Origin of the sequence: Lysinibacillus sp. IITD104 (assembly GCF_036698265.2) — a bacterium.
GTDB lineage: Bacteria > Bacillota > Bacilli > Bacillales_A > Planococcaceae > Lysinibacillus > Lysinibacillus boronitolerans.
Genome location: NZ_JBAHYH020000001.1, coordinates 4255047 through 4268562 on the forward strand (window position 1 = coordinate 4255047; position 13516 = coordinate 4268562).

A 13516-nucleotide genomic window follows, 5' to 3' on the forward strand; every position below is an offset into this window, starting at 1 on the left:
TTACATATTAGTTCCGTAATTCTAGCATAGTTTGCTAATGAACAAAATAATTTTGTTGTTTATTAATGAGGTAACAACTACCCGCTATTTTTTTACACTGCTTTTTTACATGTGTTACCGCATTGGATAATTGTTCGACGGAGTCAAAATACTGATATTCATTCGTAATTATGGCAATGGATAAGGATGTACATGTTAAAGGCTCCAGTTCGCCAGATCTATTAGCTACCTGAACATATGCTAAATCCTCCAACTCATAAAAACTAAGTATGTTGGCATCAAAGTCATCAATAATTTTTTGACACATCTTTTCTACCTCGTAATAAGGTAGAATAGCTACAAAATCATCTCCACCAATATGTCCTAAAAAATCCTCTACGCCGCAGATATGTCTTTTTAGTATTTCTGTTAAATACCGTAAAATTTTATCGCCTTTATTAAAGCCATATGTGTCATTGTAGGATTTAAAGTGATCTAAATCAAAATAGATTAAACTATATTGCGATAGCTGTAATGCTTCCTCTAATTTTTCATCGATTAATTTATTGCCAGGAAGACTACTTAATGGATTCAGGAAGCTTGCAATGGCTACTTGTGTATCAACAAGCTTTAACAATAACTCTCGAATACTAACCATGCCATAATAAAGCTTGTTTTTCGTGACGATGACATCATCATATAAATCCTCAGGAGGTCTAGCCATAGCTAATGTACTGACCTCTGTGATTGGTGTATTACGATCAACGATTAAAGGATTTTTCTTTATCATCAGCTGATTTTGACGTTCCATTAATAAATGATAGCCATACCGAGTACCGATTTTTTGATAGAAATGTGTGCGTGTAATATGTCCAATTGGTTTTTCATCACGCACAACAACAACGCTACGCAACGATGGATTACTTGTAAAAAGTACATCTACTTCTTTATTTTTCACAAATTCATCAATACACGGAACTTTCTCAATGACTTCCCCTATCTTCATGGTCACCCACCCTTATTTTCCCCATATATATTTCCTTTGCAGGCTTTCCTATAGCATAACCCTGTGCATAATGAATGCCGATACGATGCAGATAATCAAGCTCCTCTTGTCGTTCAATCCCTTCAGCGATGATTTTTGTATTGGCTTGTTCGGCATATTTCATTAACAATGTAACAAGCTGCTGTTGTTCACTATTTTTGTCAATGAATTGAATTAATGATCGGTCTAGTTTAATAAATTCTGGCTTTAAATAGATCAGCGTTTTCAAACTATTATAGCCTGATCCTACATCATCTACGGCAATGCGATAACCCTGTGATCGATAATGCGATAATACTCGTTCAAACTCCACAAAATCTATTACAGCACTCCGTTCAGTTAGTTCAAAAACGACTTGCTGAGGTTTAATTCCAAGCTCCTTCAGTAATTGTAGTGTTTCTCCACTATGATATTTTTTATCTAATAAAACATTCGGATGTATATTAAGAAACACTAAAAAATTTTTATTCGCCAAGTCTTTGTGTAAACGTTCCTTAAAACGTTGCAAGGAAAGATTTCTACAAAAACATTCAAATAAAAAAACGCAATCTGTTTGCCCTACAAACTCATAAAACTGATCCACACTATTAAATAATGTTGAAGGTATAGGTCGATTTAATGCTTCAAACCCTATTGTTTGCTTTGACTGTAAATCTACAATAGGTTGAAAGTATGTATGTAAATCGTTATGCTGAATAATTTGTTTCAATGCTTTTAAACGCTTCATATATAACGAACTGCTTTGATGTTGACTATATAAATATTTTAAAAAAGAAAATAAATTATTTGTTTTTATCCTTTGTCCCACTGCAGACTCCATTCTTGCACCTCTTCATTTGGTTATTATGGTTCATTGTACGCTTTGATTGTAAATAGACTGTGAATCGAATGTAAAAAGAGCGAGTTCCTACATACGATTTAACAAAACATTTGGCTAGTAAATATTTCATAATATTAAAACTATTGCAAATAATTTATTTGATATAAACTAATAATAGTGTATGATTGTAATAATAGGTTTATATTACCTATTATATTTTTTTGTGTTTTTACTGTATCGATCTTAATAGGGAAACCTATTTAGATAAAAATTATTCAAGGGAGGATCCTGTTAATGAGCTTGTCTATTCAACAATTACTGGAGAACAAAGGAATTACACCGAAACCTGAACACCTTGAACTATTAAAAACACGCTGGGAAGGTATGCAGTCCCTTCGTAGCAATTTAGAAGGTATTGCGATTGATGATGCAGACATCGCAGTACGTAGTATTCCTGGAGGTGATCACATTGACAACTGATTTACATTTAAAATCTGTTGAAGAGTTGGCACCTTTACTTGCATCAAAGACGCTATCTCCCGTGGAATTAACGAAAGCTATTTTAGATTTTGCTGAGGAAAGTCAGCCTAAAATTAATTCCTATATGGCTTTTTATCGGGAAGAAGCCTTAGCAAGGGCAAAAGAAGTTGAACAGGAGATTCTCCAAGGTCATTACAAGGGTATGTATCATGGGATACCTATGGCCTTAAAGGACAACTTGTATTTTAAAGATAAAATAACAACGATGTCCTCAAAAATTCATAAGGACTTCGTTTCTGATTATGATGCGACAGTAGTTGAAAAGCTTCGTGACGCTGGTGTTATTTTCACTGGCAAGTTAAGCATGCATGAATATGCTTGGGGAATTACCAATAACAACCCTCATTACGGTCCTGTTTGTAACCCATGGGATTTAGATAAAATTCCTGGTGGTTCAAGTGGCGGCTCTGGTGCGGCTGTTGCAGCTGGAGCAAGTGTTGCTTCACTAGGTACAGATACAGCAGGCTCTATTCGAATCCCATCCTCTGCTTGCGGCATTGTTGGTTTAAAACCTACACACGGTCGTGTAAGTAAATATGGCTGCTACCCGCTTGCATGGAGCTTAGACCATATTGGCCCGATGACAAAGACCGTTAAGGATGCAGCGGGCTTGCTCGAAATCATTGCTGGTTTTGATCATCGAGACCCTACTTGCATTGATATTCCAATAGACAACTATAAGAAGCAGATTACTGGCAATATCAAGGATCTAGTAATTGGTATCAATGAAGAATATTTCTTTAAAAATGTTGATGCTGATGTAGAGAAGGCTGTTAGAGCGAGTATTCAAAGCTTAGTGGATCAAGGCGCTAAAGTAGAAGTAGTGCGTATTCCATCCCTACAATATGCAGAATGGGCAGAGCTTGTGACATCCCTTTCAGAGGCAGCAGCTATACACCATTCAGATTTACAAAAGAGACCACAAGATTTTGGTGACGATATTCGTCTGCTATTTGAGCTTGGTGAATTGCCTTCTGCAGTCGATTACTTACAGGCTCAGCAGGTACGTCGTCAAATCAAGCAGGAGTTTACAGAGATTTTTAATGAGGTAGATGTGCTCATTACCCCAACCCTACCTGTTGTAGCTAGTACAATTGGGGATGATTTCGCAGAGTTAAACGGTCAAAAAGTAGATTTAATCGATAATATTATCCGCTTTACAGGCCCTAGTAACCTAACAGGCTTACCTGCCCTTTCAGTTCCTTGTGGCTTTAAAGGAAACTTACCAATAGGTCTACAAATTATTGGTCCAGCCTATAAAGAAGGACGCATTTTAAATGTTGGCCATGCAGTTGAGCAAGCAAATCCGCAGAGAACTAGAAAGCCAAATATTTTTGCTAATATCTAAACGATAAGTGTTGGAAATCTGCTCACTTCGCGGTATACCGCTGAATGAGCAGATTTTTTTGGTGGATTCATACTAATGGTTTTTTATGAACAAGTAATTTTATAATAGAAGCTAGAAGCTTACTACAGGAAAGGCAATGATCCATTCATGAATGTAGAAAAATTTTTACAACTACCTATTACAAAAGACTTCACTGTTATTGCTGGTCACAACGGCTTAAATAAAGCTGTTCAAAATGTAGAAATATTAGACTTTGAATTTTCACCTGATATCCACCATGTCAGGGATACTATCTTTACCCCCAACAGTGTTGTGTTAAGTAGTTTATTATTTGCAAAGCAAAAGCCTGAGTATTTATTCAATGCTGTTAAAAATCTAATTGAGCTTGGGGCGAGTGCTTTAGCCTATAAGCCTGTTATTTTTAAGGAATTACCTGAAGAAGTTTTGTCGTATGCAGAGCAGCATAATTTCCCTATATTGCGCTTTGGTGGAGATGAGTTTTTTGAAAAAATCATTTTAGAAACGATGGCTTATGCTAAGACACAGGATTATTCCTACTTTTTAGAGACGATTTTACGAAGGTTAATGGAGGAAGATGTAACACAGGAGCAAATAAAATCCATTTTACAACAGCTCAATAAACCCTTTGAAAAATATGTATTTATAGCAAATTTACGAGCAAGTGATCCAATCCACCAGAGCCGGATGCAGTCCTTTCACTCGTTGGAGCCACTATTAAAATCGGGTTTGATTTGTTCTTATAAAAAAAGTCTATTTATTATCATGACACATTCATCTCAGCAGTTCCAATTTGAAAGGGTGTTATGTGAATGGCTAGCATTATATGCCATACCCACTGATACAATCACTTTCGGCTATAGCAGTTGCTATGATACCCAGACAGGATTTCCCATTGCATTACGCGAAGCTTTTTTTGCTAATATTTTCGCTGAAATCGATATGCTCCCTAGCTGTCATTATAAGAATCTCGCGTCCGATTGTTTATTAATCGAGTTGTACCGTAAAGATTCAGTATTCGCAATGGACTATGTTACCTCTTTTTTAGCCCCTTTACTTGATAAAAAGGCTGATCCAGACTTAATGGAGACCGCCATAACCTATATCATTAAAAAAGGAAATATTAAGGAAGTTGCTGTAGCACAATTCTGTCATCCAAATACAATCCGCTATCGCATGGCTAAAATACGTCAGCTAGTAGCACCCGTAGATAATGATTATGTTTTTTATGAACGCCTAGCTGCAGCCGTTAAATTGTACTTATTACATAGCAAAATGAACAGTGACTAATCGCTTTGGAATAAGTACAAAAAAACGCCTGAATATTTAGAAATAAAATTAAATTCTTTTCTTCTCTCTTATGCTATTCTATTGAAGTTAGGAGGAAGAAAACATGAAAACTTACATAGCTGATGGGATGCTATTAGTTACTGCAATCGTGTGGGGTAGTGGATTTGTTGTAACGGCCATTGCTCTAGAATATTTAACAGCTTATCAAGTAATGGCTGGCAGATTTTTATTAGCTTCAATCATATTAACTGTTTTATTTGGCTCCCGATTAAAAAAGGCCTCGAAATCAGTAATATGGAAGGGAGCTTTATTAGGTACGATTTTGTATATAGCGTTTGCCCTTCAAACTGTCGGACTGCAATATACAACACCATCTAAAAACGCCTTTTTAACCGCAGTAAATGTCATCATTGTCCCTTTAATAGCGTATGCCGTTTATAAACGTCGTATCGATGGCTACGAAATCATTGGTTCGATCATGGCGATTGTGGGCATTGGCTTTCTATCATTACAAGGCTCATTGACAATGAATATAGGTGATGCCCTATCATTAGCTTGTGCCGTTGCTTTTGCCTTTGATATCTTTTGTACAAACCTTTTTGTTCAAAAGGAAGATGCCATTGCGCTAACCATTATTCAGTTTCTTACAGCATCCTTTATAGGTGTTCTAGTTATCATTAGTCAAGGTGAAATTCCTACGTCGCTTGAAAAAGAGGCAATTTACTCTCTTGTTTATTTAGGGATTTTTTCTACGACAATAGCTTATCTTTTCCAGAATGTGGCCAATCAATATACAACTGCCACAAAGGCTGCGATTATACTATCAACTGAATCTTTTTTCGGCATGGTTTTATCCGTTATCTTCTTGCATGAAATGCTAACAAGCCGTATGGTCGTTGGTGCCGTACTTATTTTACTAGCTATACTAATTGCCGAAGTGAAACCTGCACATCCAAAAAAGAAGCTAATGAAAGCACTTGATAATCAGACCCCCAAATAGTTTCAGTTTATACTGGAACTTTTTTTATGTTTATCAAACTCGACTAGTAATAATGCTTGTCGTAATCCCCACAACTAGCACTGTAATTATAGATAATAGCAAGGTTGAGGTGGATAGGAGGAAGCCGCCTATAACAATCACGATGGAATCAATAAAAAATATTAATATCCCAACATTGATACCCGTTTTATCACAGATAAATTGTGCTATTAAGTCAGTCCCCCCTGTGCTTGTCTGAAATCGCAGCATTAGACCAATACCAAAGCCTACAAGTATTCCTCCAAGAATGGCACTATAAAGCGCATCAATTTGCACAAGATTGCGGACAGGCTTTAAAAAATCGATAATGAAGGAAGATGTTATTAATCCATGTATACTATTGTAAAAATAGGTTTTATATTTAAACCACGCAATAATAAAAATTGGAATACTAATGATAATAATCATTAAACCAATTTGGAGCTTATATAAATAATGTAATATTAGCGCTAACCCCACTACTCCCCCATCTAAAATTTCATAAGGCGTTAAAAATAAGTTTATTCCTAACGACAATGAAATACTTCCTATTAGAATGACAAGACTTTTTGTAAAGAAATACATACAACCCCCCTCCGTGTCTATGCATGTCTTATAGTATGAAAATAGGCTATTGAACATGTTATGAAATAACCTTAGATGATTAGCCATTTTTATCGAGTACATTTGCTAAATTTCTTAGAAACTTATTCAATTTATTTCCGTATATACAGATAAATTTTAAATTAACAAAGGGGATTATGATATGGAGCATGCTTTATTGGAGCAAGTTAAACATACTAGAACTTTTTTAAGACAAGAACAATTAAAAACAATCTTTGATGAGTTCGATGTTCAACGAATGCGTTTAACAGAGGGACAGCGCTTGGAGAAATACCGTAAAATGCTTGAAAGCCCATTTCGCTTTTTCCGTGGAAGTGCCTATCTCTTTTATTTTGATATGACAAAATCCGCCTCAATCTTCCATACTCCTGATAGAAAACCAACTTGGATTCAAGGTGACATGCATATGGATAACTTCGGTGCTTTTCAAAATGAAGCTGGCTCCATTGTTTTTGATGTCAATGATTTCGATGAGGGCTATGTAGGCTCTTATTTATACGTTATTGTTCGAATGAGTGTTAGTATTGCACTTTATTTAGAGGAGCAGGGCTTACATAAAACAACTCAAGAAACAGCTATTCAACATTTCCTTAACAGTTATATCGTTCAGCTAAAACGATTTGAGCGTAAACAGGATGATCCTCTAACACTCATATTCACAAAAGATAATACAAAGGGACCTGCAAAGAGGTTATTAAAAAAGCTTGAGAAACGCCCAAGATCTTTCTTTTTACAGGATATTACGTATCTGAATGAAGATGGAGAACGATCTTTCTTATGGAATGAAGAAATTCAACCCGTCACTGCTGAAGAATACAATTCCATTTCAAACGCACTTTCCACTTATAAAATTAGGGACATAGCTTATAAGTATGGCTCTGGAACAGCTTCAATCGGTTTAAAACGTTACTATATTTTAGTGGAAGATGAAAAGGGTGCATCAGGGGTTGAAAATTTAGTGTTAGAAATGAAAGAAGTACGCACAGCCATTCCTGCCTACTTTCTTCCCTATCAGGATCTATTTTGGGCTCATTATGAGCACCAGGGAGCACGAGTAGTTGGAACTCAAAAGGCCATGCACCATTTAGAGGACCCACATTTAGCCTTTATTACAATGAATGGTCAGGAATTTTATATTCGAGAACGTTCTCCTTATAAAAAGAAGATTAAGCCTAAAAACTATAAGGATGTAGAGGATTACTTTACAACAACATCACTTATGGGGAAAATTGCCGCTAAAATACATGCACGAGCTGACATCGATTATTCTCATGTTTTTACCTATCACAGCGAGGAGGAGATTTTAAAAGCAATCGGTAAAGAACAGAATGTATTTATAGAACATACAATTTTACAAGCAATGAGCTACAAAGAAACCGTCTATACAGATTATGCCTTATTCAAAAACTGGGTTGAAACAAAATTTATGTAATATGTAAAAAAGGGACCTTCGCTTTTAGCGAGGGTCCTCTCATATTGAATATTATTTCTGCTTAGCCTTCATACGAGCAAGTAAAAAGCCGCCCTTGAATGATTTAGGCTCATACGAGATAATAAACGCATTCGGCTCAAATTGCTCTACTATTTGAAAGAGCTCTCCTTCACGATTCCTCTTCGTTAAGATCTCATATTTATAGCGGTTACTATCTCGCCCTTCTCCGATATAAATCGTGACCGCAAACCCTTCGTTACGAAGAAATTTCACAAGCTCCTCATTCTTATTTTGCGTATTAATGGTTGTATAAACATAGCCTATCGCTAGCTTTCGTTCTATTTTTGCTCCTAAAAATATACCCAAGCCAAACCCAACAGCATAGACAACCATAGATAACATACTTTGCTTCCCGCTGAAAACAAGTGAAAGGCCAAATACATATACTAACATCTCCAGCATCCCAAATATCGCAGCAAGGAACGTGATATTCTTTACTAAAAATATTGTTCGTAATGTTAAAAAAGGTACATATACTAATTGTAGGATTAAAATTAAAACGATACTTTGCATTTGTGCTAGACCTTTCTGAGAGTAGTTTTATATAAGTATATGTTGAAAGAGAGAGTTACATGCGATTTCAACAACTCTATTTTAAATTCCCTTTTAATCTAATGTTAAACATTCCATATGACTGCCTAGAGTTATTTTAAGGAACAAATTTTAACTAAAACCTCTATCAATAGTTAAAAACATACAATCCATAACGACAAAAAAGTGGCACCTCCTGAAATCTAAATCAATAGATAAAAGTAGGTGACACTATTCTTTTCATCAAAATATGTAGGATATTTAGATGAATGTTATTTAATTATCTTTTTACACTTCTCCATGCATCGGGTCTTTTTTATGCTTCGGCCCAATCATGTTGAACAAAATATTAAGAATAATCGCTGTGACTGAACCACAGACGATTCCGTTAGATGTTAAAATTGACACTTTTTCTGGTAGTGCATCAAAAATGCCAGGAACGACTGATACACCGACGCCTAAACTCACTGCAATGGCAGCAATCATCGCATTTTCTGCTGACTCGTTCATAACTGGTACAAGCATACCCATACCTTGTGTAATCACCATACCGAACATCGCTAGCATTGCCGCACCTAGTACAGACGTTGGAATAATCGTTGTTAATGCTGCGATTTTTGGTAGGAAGCCAAGTGCTACTAGTAAACCACCTGTGATGTAAATGACTTTACGATCTTTGACGCCTGACATACGTGTAAGTCCCACGTTTTGTGAGAAGGTTGTGTATGGGAAGGCATTGAAAATACCACCGATTACTGAAGCTAGACCTTCTGAACGGTAGCCACGAGCTAAATCTTTTGAATCTAATTTTTTATTACAAATATCACTTAGCGCAAAATAGACACCAGATGATTCTACTAAAGATACCATTGCTACAAGTGTCATAGTAATAATTGCCGTTACATCAAATGTTGGCATGCCAAAGTAGAATGGTTGTACCATGTGAAATACATTAGCATCTGCTACTGGCGTGAAATCCACTTTGTCCATGAAGGCACCTAAAACGGTACCTACTACTAATCCAATCAGAATAGAAATAGCACGAACAAAGCCTGTAGAAAAGCGATAAACGACTAAAATGATAACCAATGTAATAAAGGCTAAAGCTACATTAGAAGCAGAGGCAAAATCCTCAGCACCTTGTCCACCCGCCATATTGTTTAACGCTACTGGTAATAAGGAAATACCGATAATTGAAACAACTGACCCTGTTACGACTGGTGGGAAGAATTTTACAAGCTTTCCGAAGAAGCCCGCAATTATCATTACAATTACACCAGAGGCAATAATAGAACCATAAATGTCCGTAATACCCTGCTCTGGGTTTGTACCAATTGCAATAATTGGACTTACCGCTGTGAATGTACAGCCAAGTACTACAGGCAAGCCGATACCAATGAATTTACCTGAATAAACTTGTAAAAGTGTAGCGATCCCGCACATCATAATATCAATCGCTACTAAATACGTCATTTGTGTTGAATCGAAGCCAATTGCTCCACCAATAATCAGTGGCACTAAGATGGCTCCAGCATACATTGCAAGTAAATGTTGAATCGCTAGCGCAGTCGATTTAAAGGTATTCATTACGCGCGAGCCTCCGTAGCAAATGTTACTTTGCCATCTTCAAGAGAATCTACAATCGCTAATGACTCAACGCGAACACCTTGCTCACGTAATAATTTTCCGCCATCTTGGAAGCCCTTTTCAATAACAATTCCAACTCCCACAACATTCGCACCCGCTTGTGCAGCTATATCAAGTAAGCCTTTGACAGCTTCACCATTTGCTAAGAAATCATCTACAATTAAAATATTGTCGTCTTCACTTAAAAAATTACGTGATACAGAAATATCATTTGTTTCATTTTTTGTAAATGAATGTACTTTCGATGTGTAAAGGTTATCTGAAAGTGTTAATGATTTACGTTTACGAGCGAACACTACCGGTGCACCGATTTCTAGTCCTAACATGACAGAAGGAGCGATACCTGAAGATTCTATTGTTAAAATCTTTGTAATCACTTGATCAGAGAAGCGATTTGCGAATTCATGACCAATTTCCTTCATAAGCATCGGATCAATTTGATGGTTTAAAAATGAATCAACTTTTAATACGGATGAAGATAATACTTTACCCTCTTGCATGATTTTGTCTTGTAATAACTTCATTTCTTTCATATCCTTCTTTCGTAAAAAATTATAAAAAAACGCTGAATACTTTGATTCCATTCTGCTACGAGTGGAGCAAAGCATTCAGCGCAAAAACGTCGAAATGAATAGAAAACATCATTAAAATTGAAGTTCTCTAAAAGCATTGCTACCCATAGTCGATTCATTTACGGTAAATCGGTAGAAACTTGCGAGCCCTATTCTCGCTATTATATGAGTGGAATTGTATGAAACTATCAGAATAACCAATTTATCACTTTATTCGGTAAGGGCTACTATCTCTCACCAAAAAAAGTTTGATTTTTCGGAATTTAATGGTATTCTGGAACTTTTTAATTGTAAACGTTCGTGTTTTCAATCAACGTACTGATTATAGCAGACTATTTTCTAGCTTGCTAGCATTATTTTGATAAATGGAACGGTACTGTCATAATGACGACATTTCTGTGAAATAACAGGGATGTACGAATGAGAAGACTCGATTGGTTGTGTAGCATATGATGCCACCCTTTTTTCGGTAAGAATTGAGGGATAACAACCGTTACTTTATGACCTGTCTTTGTACATTGATGTTCTACTTTATCAATAAATTTAATTAATGGCTGTGTAATGCTTCGATATGGTGAATAGTAAGTAACTAATCGTACATCAGGTTGCCATGAATTCCATTTCTCTTCAAAAGCTTTCGCTTCTGCTTGATCGAAAGCTACATAAAAGGCGATCACTTTATCAACCTTAAGCGATTTAGCATAATGTAGGGAGTTTTCGACCACCTTTGTTATACCAGCTACTGGCACAATGAAAACATTCCCCTCAATAGTATCCAGTTCCTCATGATTTAATCTTAACTGTTCTCCAACAGCTTGATAATGGTGCTTAATGCGATGGAATACAAAAATAATGATTGGTAAAAAGATAAATACTGGCCAAACTTGAGGCATTTTTGTCACAAAAAACATCATTGCTACGATGAAAGAGATAGCTGCCCCAATTGTATTGATCGTAAATCTCGCTACCCAACCTTTAGGTTTTTCGCGCCACCATTTTCGCATCATTCCTGTTTGCGCTAATGTAAAGGGAATAAATACACCTACTGCATAGAGCGGAATTAAATGCTCTGTGGCCCCGTCAAATAAGATAATTAAAACAATGGCTGCAACACCTAGCATTAAAATGCCATTTGAATAGCCAAGTCGGTCCCCTCGAATTTGGAAGATTCTCGGAATAAAACCATCCTTCGATAAATTCACAGCAAGCAATGGAAATGCTGAGTATCCTGTGTTTGCGGCAAGTACTAAAATCATTGCCGTAGTCCCCTGTACAATATAATAAAGGAAATTCCGACCAACACTAGCTTCTGCAAGTTGGGAAACAACTGTTGCTTCTGCTGTTGGTGCAACCCCATAAAAATAAGCTAGACTAACAATCCCGATGAATAAAACGGCTAAAATGCCGCCCATTGCTAAAAGCGTTTTAGCAGCATTATTAGGAGCAGGATTTCTAAAATTAGGTATGGCGTTAGAAATAGCCTCTACCCCTGTTAACGCTGAGCTTCCTGATGCAAATGCCTTTAATAAAATAAATAGGCTAATCCCTGCCACTGGTGTACCAATCTTTGGATGCAATTCTGCAGGCACCTGTCCAGTTGCTACATTATAGAGCCCAACCCCGATTAGCAATAGCATAACGCCTACAAATAGATAAACTGGATACGCCAAGATAGATGCCGACTCTGTTACACCTCGCAGGTTTAAAATCGTTAAGAAAATCACAAATATAATAGCAATGGGTACATTGTAAGGGTGAAGACTTGGAAATGCAGATGTAATGGCATCTGTCCCAGCTGACACACTTACTGCTACCGTTAAAATATAATCAACAAGCAAAGAACCCCCAGCCACGAGACCTGCATTCACGCCTAAATTTTCTCGAGATACGACATAGGCGCCTCCCCCATGTGGATAGGCGAAGATAACTTGACGATAGGATAAAATCAGTGCCACGAGTAGAATAACCACTCCAGCGGCAATAGGTAAAGAATACCAAAACGCCATTGTACCTACCGTCATCAGGACAATTAAAATTTGTTCTGGTCCATAGGCTACTGACGACAACGCATCGGACGATAATATGGCCAATGCCTTTGTTTTACTTAGCTTTTGTTCCCCTAACGCATCGGATCTTAATGGTTTGCCGATTACATAACGTTTGAATGAGGATTTCATTGATAAACACCTTCTGGTTTCATAGAATGTGTTTCGCCTTTCTAAATAACATCAAAAAACGTCTACAAGTCATCACTAAATAAGACTTGTAGACGCTCATCCGTCTGCCAAGCTCCACTTTTCTGCTCTTAACGCTTACGAGGTTAGCTGTCGGATTCGGGCCTGAGTTGCCCTACTCCTCCAAAAGGAAGAGATTCACCCCAAGAATGGCTATGCCATCCGTCAAAATTGGTTCCCCCGCGTCTAGTTGCTTCAGCGATTTAGAAATTTGAAACTTTTATAATGATGTCATATTACGCCTGCTAATTGAAAAAGTAAAGAAGAAAATTTTTCTTTTTTTTGAGTATAAGCATAGGCTTTTTTGAACATTTAAATAACTGCCTCTTAAATAAAATTTCCTGAATACCTAGTATAT

The 13516-nt window shown here is 36.7% G+C and carries 12 protein-coding genes and 2 riboswitches; of the genes, 5 read left to right on the forward strand and 7 right to left on the reverse strand.

The genetic code is table 11. The annotated features are described in order from the left end of the window. Positions 1-34: 34 nt before the first annotated feature. Together V1L66_RS21540 and V1L66_RS21545 are read right to left on the reverse strand one after the other, a co-directional pair. Positions 35-985 (reverse strand): GGDEF domain-containing protein, encoded by a 951-nt coding sequence (locus V1L66_RS21540; RefSeq protein ID WP_036075391.1) that lies wholly within the window; start codon positions 983-985, stop codon positions 35-37. After that, entirely contained in the window at positions 963-1844 is an 882-nt protein-coding gene (locus V1L66_RS21545) for an EAL domain-containing protein (RefSeq protein ID WP_312125614.1), read from the reverse strand. The genes V1L66_RS21540 and V1L66_RS21545 overlap by 23 nt, the downstream gene beginning before the upstream one ends. A gap of 294 nt (positions 1845-2138) precedes the next feature. On the opposite strand from V1L66_RS21545, the gene V1L66_RS21550 reads away from it, so the two are divergent. From V1L66_RS21550 to V1L66_RS21565, 4 genes are all read left to right on the forward strand, one after another. Next, positions 2139-2324, forward strand: coding sequence for a hypothetical protein (locus V1L66_RS21550; protein WP_009373346.1), 186 nt, complete (start codon positions 2139-2141; stop codon positions 2322-2324). Next, positions 2314-3732 carry an amidase gene (locus tag V1L66_RS21555; protein ID WP_016991753.1) on the forward strand — a complete coding sequence of 473 codons (1419 nt, stop codon included), beginning with the start codon at positions 2314-2316 and terminating at the stop codon, positions 3730-3732. The genes V1L66_RS21550 and V1L66_RS21555 overlap by 11 nt, the downstream gene beginning before the upstream one ends. Positions 3733-3879: 147 nt before the next feature. Next, positions 3880-5040, forward strand: a complete 1161-nt coding sequence (locus V1L66_RS21560) for a PucR family transcriptional regulator (RefSeq protein WP_333006360.1) — start codon at positions 3880-3882, stop codon at positions 5038-5040. 103 nt (positions 5041-5143) lie between these two features. After that, positions 5144-6040: a DMT family transporter gene (locus tag V1L66_RS21565; RefSeq protein ID WP_016991752.1), complete on the forward strand. Its 897-nt coding sequence runs from the start codon at positions 5144-5146 to the stop codon at positions 6038-6040. A gap of 33 nt (positions 6041-6073) precedes the next feature. Here the strand turns inward: V1L66_RS21565 and V1L66_RS21570 are convergent, their stop codons facing one another. Further along, complete coding sequence (locus V1L66_RS21570) at positions 6074-6643, reverse strand: YitT family protein (RefSeq protein WP_016991751.1); 570 nt, start codon at positions 6641-6643, stop codon at positions 6074-6076. A gap of 181 nt (positions 6644-6824) precedes the next feature. Between V1L66_RS21570 and V1L66_RS21575 the strand changes: the two genes are divergently transcribed. Next, on the forward strand, positions 6825-8114 hold the full coding sequence (locus V1L66_RS21575; RefSeq protein ID WP_333006361.1) for a DUF2252 family protein: 1290 nt from the start codon (positions 6825-6827) through the stop codon (positions 8112-8114). 51 nt (positions 8115-8165) lie between these two features. Here V1L66_RS21575 and V1L66_RS21580 read toward each other — a convergent pair whose 3' ends face one another. The 4 genes from V1L66_RS21580 to V1L66_RS21595 form a co-directional block, all read right to left on the reverse strand. Then, positions 8166-8687: a DUF2179 domain-containing protein gene (locus V1L66_RS21580; RefSeq protein WP_004227692.1), complete on the reverse strand. Its 522-nt coding sequence runs from the start codon at positions 8685-8687 to the stop codon at positions 8166-8168. A gap of 306 nt (positions 8688-8993) precedes the next feature. Continuing rightward, positions 8994-10292: a nucleobase:cation symporter-2 family protein gene (locus tag V1L66_RS21585; RefSeq protein ID WP_004227687.1), complete on the reverse strand. Its 1299-nt coding sequence runs from the start codon at positions 10290-10292 to the stop codon at positions 8994-8996. Beyond that, entirely contained in the window at positions 10292-10876 is a 585-nt protein-coding gene (locus tag V1L66_RS21590; RefSeq protein WP_026023439.1) for a xanthine phosphoribosyltransferase, read from the reverse strand. Before V1L66_RS21590 ends, V1L66_RS21585 begins: the two co-directional genes overlap by 1 nt. A 135-nt stretch (positions 10877-11011) precedes the next feature. Then, positions 11012-11113, reverse strand: a riboswitch (purine riboswitch). A 164-nt stretch (positions 11114-11277) separates the two neighbouring features. After that, positions 11278-13101, reverse strand: a complete 1824-nt coding sequence (locus V1L66_RS21595) for an APC family permease (protein ID WP_333006362.1) — start codon at positions 13099-13101, stop codon at positions 11278-11280. Between the two features lie 118 nt (positions 13102-13219). Beyond that, a riboswitch (cyclic di-AMP (ydaO/yuaA leader) is annotated at positions 13220-13369 on the reverse strand. Positions 13370-13516 lie beyond the last annotated feature (147 nt).